This is a genomic window from Maribacter sp. UBA3344 (assembly GCF_002362375.1).
GTDB lineage: Bacteria > Bacteroidota > Bacteroidia > Flavobacteriales > Flavobacteriaceae > Maribacter > Maribacter dokdonensis.
Genome location: NZ_DERI01000024.1, coordinates 176375 through 194762 on the forward strand (window position 1 = coordinate 176375; position 18388 = coordinate 194762).

The window sequence follows — 18388 nt, forward strand, 5'->3', positions numbered from 1 at the left end:
TTTCATATGATAAGTCAATAACGATTATTTGGCAACATTAACCGCACGTGTTTCCCTTATGACCGTTACTTTCACTTGACCAGGGTAGGTCATATCCGTTTGTATTTTTTGAGAAATTTCAAAGGATAGTTGAGCAGCTCTATCATCGTTTACTTTTTCACTTTCAACAATTACACGAAGCTCTCTACCTGCCTGTATAGCATATGCTTTTTGAACACCACTAAACCCAAAGGCAATTTCTTCTAGATCCTTTAAACGTTGAATATATGAATCTAACACTTGTCTTCTAGCTCCTGGTCTTGCTCCGCTTATGGCATCACAAACCTGTACTATAGGCGCAATCAATGTCTTCATTTCTATTTCATCATGGTGTGCTCCTATGGCATTGCAAACTTCTGGTTTCTCCCCAAATTTTTCTGCCCATTGCATACCTAAGATAGCGTGTGGAGTTTCCACTTCATTTTCAGTATTAGGTACTTTTCCTATATCATGTAAAAGTCCGGCTCGTTTGGCAATTTTAGGATTCAAGCCTAGTTCAGATGCCATTACACCACAAAGTTTTGCAACTTCTCTTGAGTGCTGTAACAAGTTCTGGCCGTAAGACGATCTATACTTCATTCTACCTACTGCACGAATAAGCTCTGGGTGAAGACCATGAATACCTAAATCTATAACGGTACGCTTTCCTATTTCAACAATTTCCGTTTCTATCTGCTTTTCGGTCTTCTTAACGATTTCCTCAATTCTTGCCGGATGAATTCTACCATCGGTAACCAGTTTATGAAGCGAAAGTCTTGCGACCTCTCTTCTAACTGAATCAAAACAAGAAAGTATAATTGCCTCAGGTGTATCGTCCACAATGATTTCTACACCAGTAGCTGCCTCTAAAGCTCTAATATTTCTACCCTCTCTACCAATGATACGCCCCTTTACATCATCTGATTCTATATTGAATACAGACACACAGTTTTCAACAGCTTCTTCCGTACCTATTCTTTGAATAGTATTGATAATGATTTTACGAGCCTCTTGTTGTGCGGTAAGTTTAGACTCTTCAACAGTAGACTGTATAAAGGCCATTGCATCTGTTTTGGCTGTTTCCTTTAAGCTTTCTACTAGTTGATTTTTTGCTTCATCCGCAGATAGACCAGAAATAACTTCTAATTGCTGAATTTGGCTTTTATGCATTTTATCCAACTCCTCATGACGCTTTTCAAAAAGTTGTCTTTTTTGTTCAACCTCTTTCAGCTTATTGTCTAATTGAGCATTCATGCTCTTATTTTTAGCAAGCTCACTACTTACTTGAGATTCTTTGTCTCTAGTTCTCTTTTCGGCATCATTGATTTTCTTATCCTTAGTATTGATAACTTTTTCATGCTCGGCCTTTAATTCTAAAAATTTTTCCTTTGCCTGTAATATTTTTTCTTTTTTGACACTTTCACCTTCTGCATTAGCGTCCTTTAAAATGCGTTCAGCATCTTTTTTAGCATTGATTATGGTTTTAGAGGCCTTCCCTTTTTCCAAAAATTTTGCAATCGCAAAACCTACTGCCAGCCCAACTATTGCGGCTATAACTATCATTGTACTATCCATAGTGTAATTTATTAATAAAAAAAAAGCCCACATTGGAGAAGTTTTGATCAAACTCCGGTAAACAGGTTTAGGGCTAACAGACTGATCAAGGATCCCTATACGAGTAGGGCCTGCTTTTACAATCTAAACTCACCCTTTTTAAAAAAAATAAATGTTGAGTTTGTCAAAAGGTATTACCAATGTGGGCAGTAACTTAATGTATTTATAAGAACGTTTTTATTTAAAAGCTAATTTAGAATTTACCAAGTCTTCAAGCGCTTTTAAACGTTCTTCAGCCTCTTTGGTACCCTCTACTTGCTCTATGCCATTCTGTTCAATTTTAGACGCAAATTGTAAGGCGCACATTGCCAATACATCTTGTTTGTCCCTAACTGCATAGTTCTGCTCAAATTTTTTAGCCAACTGTTCTATGTTCTTGGCCGCTTTACGCAAGCCTTCTTCTTGAGAGGGGTCAATTGTTAATGGATACACCCTATCAGCAATAGAAAGTTTTATTTTGAGCTTATCTGACATATTATTATAAACATTACTCCGATAATTGGGCTATACAATGATCCAACTCTCGTATTAATGTATTTATTTTAAGCTTAGCTTCTGTTTTATTGGTATTACTGCCAAGCATTGAGTTTGCAAGTTTAAGCGAATTATATTTTTCTTCCCATTCAGAAACTGTTTTACTAGCGTTCTCTTGAGAAGATTTTATTGTACGTAATTCTCTTTCCAATTCAATATTAGCATTGTTCAAAACCTCAAGTTTATGCAACAGCTTGCTAATTTTATTTTCTAAAGAATCAACGATTTTAATTAATTCGCTCATACATTACCGTCAATGCGATTTACACAAAGTTAACATACATATTATGACTTAGCAATAGTTTTGTGAAATATTCGTAGTTCATAAAATCTTAATTGATTTTTGCTTATGCAAAACGCTTTTACTTTATATTAATTTTAGCGGCATGTTCTTCATAGAATTGTCAATGATTATTTATTTTCGCAGTATTGCATTCTACCTATGAAAAAAATCTCAACAAGCCTGCTTTTTTTATTTTGTTTTGCCCTTTTTGCACAAAAAGATTATCCTAAAGGAGTTTTTGCCCCACCTATGGACATACCTATCATTTTGGCAGGTACTTTTGGCGAGCTGCGTTCTAATCACTTTCACTCTGGCGTGGACATAAAAACACAGCAAAGAGAAGGTATACCTATAAATTCAATTGGTGATGGTACAATAACTAGGATAAAAGTTTCTCTTTGGGGCTATGGTAAGGTATTATACATTGCACACCCTAACGGCTATACTTCTGTTTACGGGCATCTTCAAAAATTTTCCCCATCCATTGAAGAATACATCAAAAAAATACAATACGATAAAAAATCATTTGAGGTAGAAGTTTTTCCCGACTATGGCGAATTAAAAGTCTCAAAGGGAGAACTAATTGCCTATAGCGGAAACACTGGTGGTTCTGCCGGTCCGCACTTGCATTTTGAGATAAGAAGTAGTATTTCTGAAAAACCTACCAACCCGCTACTCTACGGTATGGATGTTGCAGATGCTACTAACCCGATTTTAGAGAAGCTATTTGTGTACCCACTAACCGATCAATCTCATGTAAACGGTAATTATAGCAGAACCCAAGTCAATTTCAAAAGACAAAGTGATGGCTCTTTTTTAGCAGATGACGTAACTGCGCTCGGTGATATTGGCATAGGCTTTGTTGGTTTTGACCGATTGGATATGGCCGCTAATAAAAATGGCGTTTACAGTGTAGAACTCAGTGTTAACGGTAAAGTGTACTCGTTATACGATTTTGAATCGTTCTCCTTTGGTGAAACTAGGTATATCAACACCTTAATAGACTATGATTACTATGGCAGAAATAGGCAGCGCATTCAAAAAAGTTTTAAATCCCCAGGTAACAATTTAAGTATTTATAAAGAATTGTTCAATGACGGAAAAATTAAGGTTAACGAAGGTCTAAGCTACAACGCAAAACTATTGATAAAGGATTTCGCAGGCAATAAACTTGTTATGAACATACCGGTTACGGGCAAGAAAAATCTTTTGGGCAACAAAAAAGAAACGATTACCACAGATAATTATATTACAGCAAAAAGGCCTAATAATTTTGATTTGGACGGTGCCAAGGTATATTTCCCTGCCAACACGTTCTATGAAGATTTTTATATCGACTTAAAAAAAGGAAAAGACACGGTTACCATACACACCAATACGGTGCCTGCACATAGAAATTTCACAATAACTTTTGATGTTTCCAAATATTCAAAAGAAGAGCAAAAACAGTTATTCATTGCCAGGTTAGACTCTAAACTACGACCTAGCCACGCAAACACCTATAAACGAGGTAATGAATTTACCACTCGCACCCGTAATTTAGGAACCTATACTTTAGCAAAAGACACTATTGCACCAACCATTAGAACCAAAAATTTCAAAGAAAAGCAGTGGTTGAACAATTATAAATACCTAAGTGTTCAAATTGCAGATGACCTTAGTGGTGTAGATACTTACAAGGCAACTTTGAACGGTGAATGGATTTTAATGGAATACGAACCAAAACGTAATACACTAACGTATAATTTTGACGATAAGATTGCTGACCAAACGCAATGCGTACTTAAAGTTACCGTTACTGATAATGTAGGTAATGAAAATACCTTGACCACTTCGTTTTATAGAAAATAGAATAATTGAAACTTAGCAATGTACAAAACCTTATAATACTGCTGTGCAGCACCATTGGTTTTGCCCAGAACGCTACTATTTCGGGTGTTGTATTAGATGAGAACAATAAACCGCTGCCCAATGTGAACATTACGGCCAAGGATTTGGGTACAATTTCCGACTCGGACGGATTTTACCTTCTGGAAATTATAGCAGATAAAGAAAATACGATTTCCTTTTCTCACGTAGCCTTTAAAGATGTAGTTCTTGAAAATTTAATCCTAACTACGAACGAAACATTTGAATTCAATCCGGTTTTAAAAAGTGATGTCACCCAAATAGATGGTGTTACCGTTACCGCTACAGGAGAAAGAACAACCAATAATATTCTGAACATTACCCCAGAAAAAATCAGAAAAATTCCTGGCGCAAATTCTGGTGTTGAAACCATACTGAAACTATTACCGGGCGTATCTTCTAACAATGAGTTGAGTACCCAATACGCTGTGCGAGGCGGTAACTATGATGAAAATTTGGTCTACGTTAATGAAATTGAAGTGTACAGACCATTTTTAATTCGTTCTGCGCAGCAAGAAGGGTTAAGTTTTGTAAATAGCGACCTTGTTCAAAATGTAAAGTTTTCCGCAGGAGGTTTTCAAGCCAAGTATGGAGATAAAATGTCCTCTGTACTTGACATTAAGTATAAAACGCCTACCCTATTTTCCCTGCGTGCAGATTTAAGTTTTTTGGGTGCTAGTGCCAGTTTAGAAACGATCTCTAAAAACAAAAAGTTAAGTTCGGTTTCAGGAATTCGCTATAGAAACAATGCATTATTAGTAAACAGTCAACAAACACAAAGCAATTTTAACCCTTCATTCACTGATGTCCAAAGCTATTTAACCTACCATGTCTCACCCAAATTTCAATTCAATTTTCTAGGAAATATTTCGGTCAACGATTACAAGAATGAACCCATTAACAGACAAACCAATTTTGGTACTATAGACAACCCGCAAGCCTTAATCGTTTATTATGAGGGACAGGAAACAAACAAGTACAATACTGCTTTAGCAGCTTTAAAAGGCAGTTATTTTTTAGATGAAAACACGACAATAAAACTTATTTCATCAATCTATCATACCACAGAAGAGGAATACTCAGATGTAATTGCCGCTTATGAACTGGGCGATATAGATAGTAATTTAAATAGCGATACCGCAGGCCAAGTTTTAACGTCTCGTGGTATTGGGTCACAATTCAATAGAACAAGAAACGACCTAGATGCTCTAATTTTCAACTTAGAGCATAAAGGAAACCACACCAAAAACAACTCGCTTTTGGAATGGGGCGTAAAATATACGCACGAGGATATAAGAGATCAACTAAGAGAATCTGAGTTTATAGATTCCGCGGAATATTCCATTAGACCTCCACGAACAGAATTCACGAACAACCAGCCTGCAGAACCGTTTGACGCCCCTTTAGTCGCTTATAATGGTCTCAGTGCTTTAAACTTTGTGAAAACAAATCGTTTTTCTGGATATATTCAAATTGGCACCCACAAAACTTGGAACAATACAGATATCTACTATAATGCAGGATTACGCTCTCATCATTGGACAGTTAGTGGTACCGGTGTTGATAAGGTATCACAAACAGTAGTTAGCCCAAGGGCACAATTTGCCATTAAACCAAATTGGGAAAAAGACATGTTGTTCAAACTTTCTACGGGCATTTACCACCAACCCCCGTTTTACAGGGAACTAAGAGATAGCACTGGCACTATACAACCTAATGTAAAGGCACAAAAGGCATTTCATTTGGTAGCAAGCAATGAATATAGTTTTCAATTATGGGACCGTCCGTTTACACTCATAAGCGAAGCGTACTACAAAAAATTGAACAATGTAAATCCGTATTCACTAGAAGATGTACGCATTAGGTATACGGCAACAAATGATACCGAAGCTTATGTCTACGGTGCAGAAGTACGACTAAATGGTGCTTTTGTTCCGGGCACCGAATCTTGGGTTAGTTTAGGCTATTTGAAAACAGAGGAAAATAGAGATAATAGAGGTTATATAGCTAGACCAACCGACCAACGCTTTAAATTTGGCATTCTTTTTCAAGATTACATACCCACCATTCCTGATTTTAAGATGTATTTAAATTTGGTATACCAGACCGGTGTTCCAGGTGGTTCTCCTAGTTATGCGGACCCATATATATTTCAGAATAGATTAAGAGATTATAAACGTGTAGATTTGGGAATTTCCTATATTTTTGCAAACAAGGACAAACAATATTCAAGTACACATTGGCTTCATAGTTTTAAAGAATTGAGTTTAGGTTTTGAAATTTTTAATCTCTTCAACAATCAGAATTCAATTACCAATACTTGGGTAAGGGATGCGGATAGCAAAAATGAATTTGCCGTTCCAAACTACCTTACATCTAGAGTACTAAATTTAAGACTGGGAATTCGCCTATAAAAAACAAAAATGAAAAGATTACTTTTCTTAATAGCACTTACTTCTACCCTAACAGTCATAGCTCAAAAGAACATTTACGAGAGTCCAAATTTTGACCAATTAAGTGAAGACCATCAGGTTTTGGCGATCATACCTTTTCTCACCAATTTAGATCTTAATGAGAAAGTATCTAAATCTGAACAAAAGAGATTAGAAGAAAATGAAGGGTATGCTGTACAAAATGCCCTTGAAACCTATTTTTCTAAACGAAGTAAAAAGAAAAAATTACCGGTAACTTTTCAAAACATAGAAAATACCGCTGCAATATTAGCTAAGAAAAATATAAGCTATGAGAATATTGATGTATACACCACCAAAGAGTTAAGTGAAATATTGGGTGTAGATGGTATCATAAGCGGTACGTTGGATCTAAATATACTATTGTCCAACGGCGTACCTACAGAATTCAGTTTTACGGATTACTTCTCTGGCGGTGCCAATTATGGAAGAATAGGTATAAAGATCAGTGATGGCAATACCGGCAAACTTCTATGGAAGTATGAAAAAGAAATAAATAAAAAGACAGGTAAAAACACTACCGATCTTATTGATCGTATGATGAAATTAGCTATTAGAAAATTTCCGTACGAAAGAGAGCGCAAACGCGATAGAAACAAGAGCTAATTACGCTTCAATTATTTCTTTAAGAACATTGACGGTATAATCAATATCTTCTTTTGTATTGTACGTTGAAAATGAAAAACGAACAGAAGGCTTTTTCATATCTTCATCACTTAGAATTTGTGTTAGTACATGAGAGCCCATGTCACTACCAGATTGGCAAGCACTACCTTTAGAACAAGCAATACCTTTCATATCTAAATTAAATAGCAGTAACATAGCCTTTTCTTCTTCAATTGGCAAACAAACATTAACTAAGGTATAAGTACTTTTTTCCAAATCTCCAGAGTGTCCGTTAAATTTGGCACCTGGTATAGCAGACTTCACCTGATCTATAAAATAAGACTTTAAATCTTCTACATATTTCTTTTCTGTTTCCAAATTATCATAGGCATGTTTAAAAGCCTCTTCCAAACCTACAATGTTATGGAATGATTCTGTTCCTGCCCGTAAGCCTCTTTCTTGAGAACCGCCCGAAATCATACACCCAAGACCAGAATTTTTTCGAATAAAAGCAAAACCAACACCTTTTGGACCATGAAATTTATGAGCTGCAGCAGCCAAAAAATCAATAGGAAAAGCTTTTACATCCCAATTATAATGTCCTAAAGATTGTACAGTATCAGAATGCACCAAAGCCCCGTACTTTTTGCTTAATAGGGTAATTGCCTCTAAGTCTATCTTATTCCCAATTTCATTATTTACATGCATTAGGCTCACCAATTTTTTAGAATCATCTTTCTGCAATAAAGATTCTAAATGTGCTAAATCTGGATTTCCATAGGCATCAAGATCAACATATAATAATTTTATTAGCCCTTTCTCCTCCAATTCTTCTACGGTATGTAAAACAGCATGGTGCTCTATTCTTGTCGTAATAATAGTCGTAACCCCTAAATCACGTACGGCACATCTTAGAATCATATTATCCGCCTCCGTACCACCAGAAGTAAATATTATTTCAGAAGGTTGGGCATTCATATATTTAGCAATGGTTTTACGCGCGCTTTCAATAGCTGTTTTAGCGGTTCTACCAAACCTATGCGTAGAAGATGGGTTACCATAGGTAGCCAAGGCTTCTTGCATTTTGGCAATAACGTTAGAATGTACTTGAGTTGTTGCGGCGTTATCCAAATATACATGTTTCATATATGTGCATTCTTATATAAATAAAGCGCAAAAATAGTTAATTAACCTATAAATGACCCTTAAGCAAAGGAAGGTTTTCCAAATTTTAAATTAAATTTGACCTATGAAAAAATACCTTTTAATTGGTTGTTCCATTTTGTTCTTTGGATGTAATGATGGTGACTTACAAATAGAAACCGTTGATTTTGATAGTATAGAAACCGTACAATCATGCAATACTATTTCAGCATCTACAGAAAATGTTTTGTTCAAGATAAATGGAGATGAAGCTTTGGTATTGACTTTACCAAGCGGGCTTTTAAAAAATGAAGCTTCTACTACCAGTATAGAAAGTGCAGTTCCTGGAAACTCTCAAATCAGTTATCGAATTTTTTCCGAAACAGTGACCAGTGCATATTTTTGCGACTCGCCACCACCACTTACACCAACTGTGCTTGAGGAAATTGAAGCCACAGGAGGTAGCATCATAATAACCACAACCGCATCAGAAGACAATGTAACTTTTAGTCATTTGGTTCAACTAAGCGGTGTTACCTTCTTAAATGAGAACGGTAGTAGAATTACCGATTTACAGATCAATGAATTTGGTACGGTAACCACATCTACAGAGTAACTAATTAATAATTCTGGAAAATATATACCTCTGTAGCGCCCAAGCCATATTTTTGGTAGTCCGCGTCATAAAATTTAACGTTGTCATATTTTCTGAATAAATAACCTAGTTCTTCCTTTAAGACGCCTTCACCCACACCATGAATAAATACTATTTTTTGAATACGTTTATTTATGGCAAAATCCAATTGTCTTTTAGCGGTATCTAATTGTAGATTCAGCATATCAAACTTGCCCATAGATTTAGGATTTTTAACAAGCTGATTAATATGGAGGTCAACTTCCATTTTGGGTGCAGTACGCTCTTTTGGTTTTAGAACGTTCGTTTTTCTTCGCTTTGGTAATTCCTTTTCTTTTTTAATCTTGGCAATTTCATAATTACTAACCTTTATTTCATTAGAAACCAATACAAGTTCACGAGCTGCAAATGTTAAAGGAAATCCGTCTTCACTTATGAGTGTAACAGTATCATCAATTACAGATTCGACAACGCCTTTTATGACGTCATCAATTGTTTCTACGGTATCACCAATCTTAAATTGAGACATGTTTTTGTTTTGTAAACACAAAAATAATGGTAATTTTCCGACTATTAATTAATTTACAGATGCGCGTAAAGGCATTAATTCTTTTTTTAGCATTGGAAAATTTTATGCTTCCCTGTTTTACTAAACAGTTGCTTGGTGTAGATTGCCCTGGATGTGGATTGCAACGTTCTTTATTATTTTTGAGCAAGGGCGAATTTGTTTCCGCTTTTTTAATGTATCCTGCAATTTACCCTATGCTAGCATTATTTACCTTCTTAGGAGTCAACAAATTTTTTCCCATTAAATATTCTAATCATATTACCATTACTCTTGCGGTATGTACCGTAGGTTTTATATTAACCAATTACATTTTAAAATTCATTTAATTAAACCTTTACGTTATGGAACAACAAAAATTACCCAATGCAACCCTTATTTTAATTTTAGGTATTGCCGGATACCTATGCTGTTGCTTTGCAGGAATTGGAATAATACCTGCTGGAATTGCATTTTTTTTAGCAACTAAATCCGAAAAAATTTATAAAGAAAACCCTGAATTATATGACAATTACAAACAAATAAAAACAGGAAAGACAGTATCCTTAATTGCATTAATCTTATGTGCATTGATGGTTATTCGCTTTATATACGTTATAACTACAAGCGATTGGGATGCAATGATGGAACAACAACAAGAGATATTGGAACAATGGGGCCTAGAACAATAAATAAATGAACAATTCCGAATATCAACAAATACCAGGCTCTAGCAATGCATTAACTTTTGGCATTTTATCTATTGTATTAACCCTTTTCTGCTGTGGTCCTTTTGGGGCTATATTCAGCTTTATTGGTTTGAGCAATGCTAAAAACGCAAAGCGTTATTTTGAAGCAAACCCTGGTAATTATAGAGGATACGAAAATATTAATACGGGAAGAATTCTCTCTTATATCGGTTTAGCACTATCGCTAATTTACCTGATATTTTGTATACTATATTTTGGATTGATCATCGCATTATTTACTACTGCAGATTTTCAATAAAAGCAATAATCAAAAAAAATCCCCGACTTACATCGGGGATTTTTTTATTATTAATTTTTAAACTCTTTCAGTGTTTTAATTATAATTGAAACACAATCCAAAAGCTGTTCTTTTGTCATCACCAATGGCGGTGCAAATCTTATAATATTACCGTGTGTAGGTTTAGCAAGTAGACCATTTTCTTTAAGTGCCATGCAAATATCCCATGCAGTAGAACTATCTTCACTGTCGTTAATAAGTATAGCATTTAATAAACCTTTACCACGAACACTATTTACCAAATCTGTATGTGGAATAAACTTATTGAGTTCATCTCTAAAAAGTTCACCAAGTTCAAAAGCATTTTCGGCTAACTTTTCTTCCTTTACCACCTCTAAAGCAGCTATGGCAACAGCAGCCGCTATAGGGTTACCTCCAAAAGTACTTCCATGGTTACCTGGTCTAATAACTCCCATAATCCTATCATCTGCTAAAACAGCAGAAACTGGGTATGCACCACCTGATAATGCCTTACCTAAAATAAGAATATCTGGTTTTACCTCTTCATAATCTACAGCGATCATTTTACCGGTTCTAGCGATACCGGTTTGTACTTCATCTGCAATAAATAGTACATTATACTTCTCGCATAATGCTTTGGCTCCGCTTAAATAACCTTCAGAAGGCACGTAAACTCCTGCTTCACCTTGTATAGGTTCCACTAAAAAACCTGCAACATTCGTGTTTGATTTTAAAACTTCTTCTAGAGCCGAAAGATTATCATACTCTATTTTAATAAATCCGTCTGTATACGGTCCAAAATTCTTTCGGGCAACAGGGTCGTTAGAAAAAGAAATTATGGTAGTTGTTCGTCCATGAAAATTATTCTCACAAACAACAATTTCAGCATTGTTCTCTACAATTCCTTTTTCCTCATACGCCCATTTTCTACAAATTTTTAGTGCCGTCTCAACAGCTTCAGCACCGGTATTCATAGGTAACAACTTATCAAAATGAAAAGTTTCCGTAGCATATTTTTCATACTTGCCCAGCATATCATTATAAAATGCCCTCGAGGTCAAGGTAAGGGTCTTTGCCTGTTCTGTCATTGCATTAACAATTTTTGGATGACAATGACCTTGGTTAACTGCAGAATACGCAGAGAGAAAATCATAATACTTTTTACCTTCAACGTCCCATACATAAACACCTTCACCTTTGCTTAATACAACAGGTAATGGGTGATAATTGTGTGCTCCGTGTTTATCTTCTAATGCAATAGCATCTTTAGAAGATGTGATGTTTTCTAAAATTGACATGATAAAATTACTTTAAATAAAACTTTAGCAATTCCTTCTATACCTTTTTCCTTTCGAAGAGTCGAAAATTCAGCGTGGGAGAGAAATCATCCTTGTAGAATTTCAAAAGTACAAATTTATAATATGAATCATAAAATTTACGCTAAAACGTTTCAATATCTTGTTAATACTATCACTAACTATATTCCCAATCCAAAGAAACCCATTATTTTTGCGCTATGCGAAAAAAGAAGAAACGTTTAGTTTTTGAAAATGTAACCGTTACCGATGCTGCTGCCAAAGGCAAAACCATAGGTAAAGCTCCAGATGGTAGGGTAATTTTCCTGAACAACACTGTACCAGGTGATGTGGTAGATGTACAAACCACTAAAAAGCGAAAAGCTTATTTTGAAGGCACTGCGATCAATTTCCATAGTCTTTCCGACAAAAGGGTTGATCCAGTTTGTCAGCATTTTAATGTATGTGGTGGTTGTAAGTGGCAAGATATGGGCTATGAGCATCAACTTTTTTATAAGCAAAAAGAAGTTGAAAACAATCTTAAAAGAATTGGGCATTTAGATCTACCAGAACTTACACCAATACTTGGTTCAGAGCAACAATATTTTTACAGAAACAAAATGGAATTTTCGTTTTCCGATAGCCGTTGGCTAACTCTTGACGAAATTCAATCTGATCAACAAATTGACAACAAAAATGCCTTGGGTTTTCATATACCAGGCATGTGGGATAAAATATTGGACATTAAAAAATGTCATCTTCAAAAAGACCCATCAAACGCAATTCGTTTAGAAACAAAAAGATTTGCGATTGAAAATGGATTAACCTTTTTTAATCCAAGAAACCAATATGGAATGTTACGTACTTTAATGTTACGAACATCATCTATTGGCGAAATTATGGTTTTGGTACAATTCTTTGAAAATGACAAAGAGAAAAGGGAGTTGCTGTTAAACCATCTTTCTAAAACATTTCCAGAAATAACATCTATGTTATATGTAATCAATCCAAAACAGAATGATACCATATACGATCAAGAAATTATCTGTTTTTCTGGTAGAGATCATATATTCGAAGAAATGGAAGGCTTGAAGTTTAAGATAAACGCCAAATCTTTTTATCAAACGAATTCAGAACAAGCATATGAGTTATATAAGATCACCAGAAATTTTGCAGATTTAAAAGGTGATGAATTGGTATATGATTTATATACAGGCACAGGAACCATTGCTCAATTTGTTTCAAAAAAAGCTAAAAAAGTAATTGGAATTGAATCTGTCCCAGAAGCTATTTTAGATGCCAAGGCAAATGCAGAGCGAAACAGAATTGAAAACGTAGATTTTTTTGTAGGCGATATGAAAAATGTTTTCAATGAACAGTTTATTGCTCAAAACGGTGTGCCAGATGTTATTATAACAGACCCACCTCGTGATGGCATGCATAAAGATGTAGTACAGCAAATATTGAACATTGCACCTAAAAAAGTAGTTTATGTGAGTTGCAATAGCGCCACACAAGCAAGAGACTTAGAACTGATGAAGGAGATGTATACCATTACAAAGGTTCAGCCTGTAGACATGTTTCCGCAAACGCATCATGTAGAAAATGTTGTACTTTTAGAAAAGAAAGCCTAAAATGAAAAAAATTCACATCGGGTTACTACTATTATTAGGAATAATCTTTATCTCATCTTGTGAAAAAGATGATATCTGCGTAGAAGGTGACACTCCTTTGCTGGTCATAGAATTTTACGACGCCGAAGATACATCCACCTTAAAGGAAGTTCCAACTTTAAGGGTTGTTGGTGTAGGACAAACAATAACCGTAAATACAGTGACAGATCGCAGTAATTTGAGCACCATTTCTATACCACTAAAAACAGATGAAGACAGTACTAGCTTTATATTAATTAATAGCTCAGTGTCTGAGGATGATGGTGCCGAAACAGGAAACCTGGACACCATTAATTTCTCTTATTCCAGAATTGAAGATTTTCTTTCACGCGGATGTGGTTTTATTGTCAATTATGATGAACTAACAGCAAATGTAACAGCGGATACCGATAATTGGATTCAAGATATAGAAATCACACAGTCTTTAGTCACCAACTCAGATTCTACACATGTCAAGATATTTCATTAGTCTTATAGTACTTTTAACTACGGTTACCGTATTAGGTCAAAATAAACCTATAGACCTTAACCCTAAAGACACGGTTGAACACAAACAATATTATGGACTTAGGTTAGGTATAGATTTAAGTAGGATAATCACTGGTTCGTTAGATGATAATTATACAGGGTTTGAAATTGTAGCCGATTACCGACTAACACAAAATTTGTATTTAGCAGCAGAATTAGGTAGTGAAGAAAAAACAAGACAGGAAGATCTTTACAATTTTACAACTTCAGGAAACTACATTAAGATAGGGGTCAACAAAAACAACTATGCAAATTGGTATGGTGAACGTAACCTGATTTACATAGGAGGTAGATTGGCATTCAGTACGTTTGACAATACTTTAAATAACTACCAATATTTTGACACCAATAGATACTGGAATCCGGATGACTTCGCCAATGGTTCTGATACTCCCGAGAACTTCTCAGGGCTTTCAGCAACCTGGCTAGAAGGTGTATTTGGCACTAAAGTAGAATTATTACATAATGTGTATGTTGGCGCTAGTGTGCGCTTAGGACTCATTCTTAGCCAAAAAGAAGATGAACGTTTTCCAAACCTATGGGTTCCCGGCTTTAATAAAGTTACTTGGGATAGTAATTTTGGTGTTGGATACAACTTCAGCATCTCATACTTTTTGCCTCTTTACAAAAAGAAGAACAAAGCAAAGAAAAAAGTTGAAAGTTCAACCGAACCCCAAGGTCCGCCACCAAGACAGAACGAAGGTTTATAAAACCTTAAACCCTTTGGTGAAAATCCATTTCATTACAATTTTTTCAACACCTTCAATGTTGGCCACAGCAAACTTAGGGGCTAAAAATGATGCCAAAATTGCGGCAATTACAGATGAATAAATTGAACTAATTGTTAAAGTCATATACAATACCACACGGAAAACAATAAAAAGTATTGCGAAAGCTAAAAAGTTAAAAACTAATACTTTGTGTTTTAATTTCATTTCTCAGTTCTGTTTTGATGTTTAGCTTTTTTACTACCTTCATACATCTCGTATTTTACCAACCTAGATTCTAGGTGACTATTAAAAACTTTTATTTTTCTAGACGGTCGTAAACCCACAAACTTCAAGGCAGGTAAATTACTAGTTACAAACCAAGCATTGGTTCCTGGATATCCCTGTTTTAAAGTATCTCCAATAGCACTATAAAAATTTTCCATCTCTATATCCAAACGTTCGCCATAAGGAGGGTTAAAACACATATGTAAAGTTCCCTCGGTTTGTTTGGTAGTTCTGAAAAAATCTTTTCTTTCAACGGTAATATAATCCTCTAGATGAGCATTCTCTATATTATCCTGCGCCTTTCTTACTGCTGAAGGTGCTTTATCATATCCAATAATCTTATAATGAAACTCTCTTGTTTTCTTCAAACTAGATTCTACAATCTTCTCATATAGTTCAGCATCAAAATCTGTCCATTTTTCAAAAGCAAAACTCTTTCTATTAATATTTGCAGGTATATTGCATGCTATCATAGCCGCTTCTGTCAACATAGTACCACTACCACACATAGGATCCATAAAATCACATTGACCGTCCCAACCACTTAACAAAAGTAAACCTGAGGCAAGTACCTCGTTAATAGGAGCAATATTAGTAGCTGTACGGTACCCTCTTTTATGTAATGAATAACCAGAACTATCCAATGATACATTACATTCATTATTGTGAATATGAATATTAATACGTAAATCTGGATCTTTAACATCAACATCTGGCCTAGAACCATCAGTATCTCTAAACTTATCTACAATAGCATCTTTAGTTTTTTGAGACACGTACAAAGAATGCGTAAACTGATCTGAATTTACCGTAGCATCTATTGCAAAATTTTCACTGACAGAAAGATATTCCGTCCAGTCCATTGCATAGATTTTCTTATAAAGATCATTTTCATCCCTAACTCTAAATGAATGTATAGGTTTAATTATTTTAATTGCGGTACGCAAGCAAAGATTAGCCTTATACATAAATCCGTTATCTCCTTCAAAAGATACATTTCTAACACCTTCTACAACATTACTTGCACCAAGATTTCTTAGCTCCTTAGATAAAAGTTCCTCAAATCCGAATAAGGTCTTAGCGACCATCTTAAAATTATTACCCATATTCATTTTTTCTCGAACCACAAAAATACGCTAATTTTGACGCCTGTTTAATTTATGACCTATTTCCTTTTATAAAAGGTTTATCAGCAACACATGATTTATATATTACCTATTCTAGGAGTGCTTATTAGTTTTCTTTTTGTGGTTGTTGCAAAACCCAAAAAAAATGAGTCCTTTAAACTTTTATTAGCTTTTAGTGGAGCATTTCTGTTAGCCCTAACAATTTTTGAAATGTTACCGGAGGTATATGCAAATACCAACCCAAAATCTATTGGTGTTTTTATTATGTTGGGCATACTATTTCAAATTTTCTTAGAGTTTTTCTCAAAAGGAGCTGAACACGGCCATGTGCACATTTCCAAGGAAAGTCAGAACTTTCCATGGTTACTATTTTTTAGTCTTTGTATACATTCATTACTAGAAGGTCTTCCAATAGGCACAAATGACACAATCATATACGGTATATTAATTCACAAAATTCCAATTGCAATAATCTTAAGCATTTTTCTTTTAGGCTTAAACATTAAGCCACTACATGCTGCTTTTTTTATGCTATTATTTTCCGTAATGACTCCTATCGGCACTTTATTAGCCAATACAACAACTATTCTATCAAGGTACGGCATGTATTTAAATGCTTTAGTAATTGGCGTATTCTTACATATATCAACAGTAATTTTATTTGAAAGTTCTGAAGGTCATAAATTCAATCTGCGAAAACTTTTGGTAATTATACTAGGTATCACCATTGCTTATTATTTATAAATGTTCAGTAAAGAAGAATCGAGAAAACTACGAGAAGAATTTTGGATTGCATTTGGAAAATCCTTTCCAAATAAATGGACTTTATATAAAACTGAAATTAAGGGATTATCTTTTAAATTTCATTTTGATTTAAAAAGGGCTATAGTATCTATAGATGTAGATTCAGATTTTGAACAACGAATAAGAGTATGGGATAAATTAGTTGCCCTAAAATCAATTTTACTAAATGATTATTTACATGAAGCTATCTTCGAAGATTTCTATATACTAGAAAACAAAAAAGAGATATCAAGAATTTATGTAGAGCTAAACCATGTATCTATACACAACAAGAATACTTGGAGAGAAACGATGGAATTCTTAAACCAGAACATGCTACAGATAGAAAGGTTTTATGAAGAGTATAAAGATATCATAGATTCATGAATTACATTCTATTGTTGAATCTATTAGACTACATCTAGATAGATGAAAAACCAATGGCTTATTGCACCGCACAGGACAAAAAGATGCCATATGAAATGATTATAGGGGATTCTTCTAACGGCATAAAAAATTATCCCAATAGTATAGAATGCACCACCTAGCATAAGTAAATTAATTCCATTTTCTGACGTATTATCTACTAAATTTTGAAAATCGAATACTATCAACCATCCCATAGCTAAGTATAGCAACAATGATATAATTTCAAACTTACCGGTAAAAAACAATTTTAAAATAGTCCCCACAGCTGCAATTCCCCATACCGTTCCAAATATCAACCACCCATTACCGTTAATAAGAGTTATAAGTGCAACAGGGGTATATGTACCTGCTATTAAATAATAGATATTGATATGATCAAGAATTCTGGTTCTTAGTTTCCATATTCTATTATCTACAGCGTGATAGATAGTGGACACGGTTAACATACTAATTAATGATATACTATAGATAATAATACCTATTGTAGCATATACCGATTTATGACTATTGGCGTTGATTAAAACAATCATACCTACCATTGCCAATACGGCACCAACACCATGAGAAATGGTATTAAATTTTTCTTCCTTTTCTAACGAATTTAGATATGGCATAACGACTATTTTAACTTAATCCCTATCATAGGCTTTTGGCACATATAGTATTACTTATTATCTATTTGCGCCAAAATTAAGTCTATTAAATATTATGTGATAATGCTACGGTAATTATTGAAAAGATATATTGGTAATCCTTGACTTTCACTTTAGGTGAGTCGTCCTGAAATAGGTTGAC

At 34.6% G+C, this 18388-nt stretch carries 21 protein-coding genes and 1 other RNA gene; 12 read left to right on the forward strand and 10 right to left on the reverse strand.

What is annotated here, in order from left to right; all coding sequences use genetic code 11:
- Positions 1-24 precede the first annotated feature (24 nt).
- The 4 genes from rny to B2Z27_RS15295 form a co-directional block, all read right to left on the reverse strand.
- On the reverse strand, positions 25-1593 hold the full coding sequence (rny, locus tag B2Z27_RS15280) for a ribonuclease Y (RefSeq protein ID WP_058104281.1): 1569 nt from the start codon (positions 1591-1593) through the stop codon (positions 25-27).
- A 49-nt stretch (positions 1594-1642) separates the two neighbouring features.
- A non-coding RNA gene (ssrS, locus tag B2Z27_RS15285) (6S RNA) lies at positions 1643-1753 on the reverse strand.
- Between the two features lie 56 nt (positions 1754-1809).
- Positions 1810-2106: a cell division protein ZapA gene (locus tag B2Z27_RS15290; RefSeq protein ID WP_058103369.1), complete on the reverse strand. Its 297-nt coding sequence runs from the start codon at positions 2104-2106 to the stop codon at positions 1810-1812.
- Between the two features lie 13 nt (positions 2107-2119).
- Positions 2120-2410 carry a hypothetical protein gene (locus B2Z27_RS15295; protein WP_058103370.1) on the reverse strand — a complete coding sequence of 97 codons (291 nt, stop codon included), beginning with the start codon at positions 2408-2410 and terminating at the stop codon, positions 2120-2122.
- Between the two features lie 198 nt (positions 2411-2608).
- On the opposite strand from B2Z27_RS15295, the gene B2Z27_RS15300 reads away from it, so the two are divergent.
- From B2Z27_RS15300 to B2Z27_RS15310, 3 genes are read left to right on the forward strand one after another with little or no spacing between them, the layout of a single operon-like run.
- Complete coding sequence (locus B2Z27_RS15300) at positions 2609-4300, forward strand: M23 family metallopeptidase (protein WP_286814288.1); 1692 nt, start codon at positions 2609-2611, stop codon at positions 4298-4300.
- A 5-nt stretch (positions 4301-4305) separates the two neighbouring features.
- Complete coding sequence (locus B2Z27_RS15305) at positions 4306-6771, forward strand: TonB-dependent receptor (protein WP_286814289.1); 2466 nt, start codon at positions 4306-4308, stop codon at positions 6769-6771.
- Between the two features lie 9 nt (positions 6772-6780).
- Entirely contained in the window at positions 6781-7434 is a 654-nt protein-coding gene (locus B2Z27_RS15310; protein WP_286814290.1) for a hypothetical protein, read from the forward strand.
- Here the strand turns inward: B2Z27_RS15310 and B2Z27_RS15315 are convergent, their stop codons facing one another.
- On the reverse strand, positions 7435-8580 hold the full coding sequence (locus tag B2Z27_RS15315) for a cysteine desulfurase family protein (RefSeq protein ID WP_286814291.1): 1146 nt from the start codon (positions 8578-8580) through the stop codon (positions 7435-7437). It lies immediately after the preceding gene.
- A gap of 103 nt (positions 8581-8683) precedes the next feature.
- Here B2Z27_RS15315 and B2Z27_RS15320 point away from each other — a divergent pair, with 103 nt between their 5' ends.
- Positions 8684-9193, forward strand: a complete 510-nt coding sequence (locus B2Z27_RS15320; RefSeq protein WP_286814292.1) for a hypothetical protein — start codon at positions 8684-8686, stop codon at positions 9191-9193.
- 4 nt (positions 9194-9197) lie between these two features.
- Here B2Z27_RS15320 and B2Z27_RS15325 read toward each other — a convergent pair whose 3' ends face one another.
- The gene (locus B2Z27_RS15325; RefSeq protein ID WP_286814293.1) at positions 9198-9740 is read right to left on the reverse strand and encodes a Smr/MutS family protein; all 543 of its coding nucleotides are present in this window, start codon (positions 9738-9740) and stop codon (positions 9198-9200) included.
- Positions 9741-9844: 104 nt separating this feature from the next.
- Here B2Z27_RS15325 and B2Z27_RS15330 point away from each other — a divergent pair, with 104 nt between their 5' ends.
- From B2Z27_RS15330 to B2Z27_RS15340, 3 genes are read left to right on the forward strand one after another with little or no spacing between them, the layout of a single operon-like run.
- Entirely contained in the window at positions 9845-10105 is a 261-nt protein-coding gene (locus B2Z27_RS15330; RefSeq protein WP_348182514.1) for a DUF2752 domain-containing protein, read from the forward strand.
- Between the two features lie 15 nt (positions 10106-10120).
- Positions 10121-10447 carry a CCC motif membrane protein gene (locus B2Z27_RS15335; RefSeq protein ID WP_286814294.1) on the forward strand — a complete coding sequence of 109 codons (327 nt, stop codon included), beginning with the start codon at positions 10121-10123 and terminating at the stop codon, positions 10445-10447.
- Positions 10448-10451: 4 nt separating this feature from the next.
- Positions 10452-10763, forward strand: a complete 312-nt coding sequence (locus B2Z27_RS15340) for a CCC motif membrane protein (protein WP_058103379.1) — start codon at positions 10452-10454, stop codon at positions 10761-10763.
- Positions 10764-10813: 50 nt separating this feature from the next.
- On the opposite strand, the gene rocD is transcribed toward B2Z27_RS15340, so the two are convergent.
- The gene (gene rocD / locus B2Z27_RS15345; protein ID WP_058103380.1) at positions 10814-12061 is read right to left on the reverse strand and encodes an ornithine--oxo-acid transaminase; all 1248 of its coding nucleotides are present in this window, start codon (positions 12059-12061) and stop codon (positions 10814-10816) included.
- 218 nt (positions 12062-12279) lie between these two features.
- On the opposite strand from rocD, the gene rlmD reads away from it, so the two are divergent.
- The 3 genes from rlmD to B2Z27_RS15360 are packed head-to-tail and all read left to right on the forward strand — an operon-like array spanning position 12280 to position 14969.
- Positions 12280-13692, forward strand: a complete 1413-nt coding sequence (gene rlmD, locus B2Z27_RS15350; protein ID WP_286814295.1) for a 23S rRNA (uracil(1939)-C(5))-methyltransferase RlmD — start codon at positions 12280-12282, stop codon at positions 13690-13692.
- 1 nt (position 13693) lies between these two features.
- Positions 13694-14200, forward strand: a complete 507-nt coding sequence (locus B2Z27_RS15355; protein WP_286814296.1) for a DUF6452 family protein — start codon at positions 13694-13696, stop codon at positions 14198-14200.
- Positions 14181-14969, forward strand: a complete 789-nt coding sequence (locus B2Z27_RS15360) for a DUF6048 family protein (RefSeq protein WP_074672997.1) — start codon at positions 14181-14183, stop codon at positions 14967-14969. The genes B2Z27_RS15355 and B2Z27_RS15360 overlap by 20 nt, the downstream gene beginning before the upstream one ends.
- Here the strand turns inward: B2Z27_RS15360 and B2Z27_RS15365 are convergent.
- Entirely contained in the window at positions 14964-15194 is a 231-nt protein-coding gene (locus tag B2Z27_RS15365; protein ID WP_286814297.1) for a hypothetical protein, read from the reverse strand. The two genes, B2Z27_RS15360 and B2Z27_RS15365, sit on opposite strands and share 6 nt — an antisense overlap.
- On the reverse strand, positions 15191-16360 hold the full coding sequence (locus B2Z27_RS15370; protein ID WP_286814298.1) for a THUMP domain-containing class I SAM-dependent RNA methyltransferase: 1170 nt from the start codon (positions 16358-16360) through the stop codon (positions 15191-15193). The genes B2Z27_RS15365 and B2Z27_RS15370 overlap by 4 nt, the downstream gene beginning before the upstream one ends.
- Positions 16361-16453: 93 nt before the next feature.
- Between B2Z27_RS15370 and B2Z27_RS15375 the strand changes: the two genes are divergently transcribed.
- Positions 16454-17125, forward strand: a complete 672-nt coding sequence (locus B2Z27_RS15375) for a ZIP family metal transporter (RefSeq protein WP_286814299.1) — start codon at positions 16454-16456, stop codon at positions 17123-17125.
- A complete protein-coding gene (locus B2Z27_RS15380) occupies positions 17126-17551 on the forward strand; it encodes a DUF4268 domain-containing protein (protein ID WP_286814300.1) in 426 nt (141 codons plus the stop codon).
- 23 nt (positions 17552-17574) lie between these two features.
- On the opposite strand, the gene trhA is transcribed toward B2Z27_RS15380, so the two are convergent.
- The gene (trhA, locus tag B2Z27_RS15385; protein ID WP_286814301.1) at positions 17575-18207 is read right to left on the reverse strand and encodes a PAQR family membrane homeostasis protein TrhA; all 633 of its coding nucleotides are present in this window, start codon (positions 18205-18207) and stop codon (positions 17575-17577) included.
- Positions 18208-18388 lie beyond the last annotated feature (181 nt).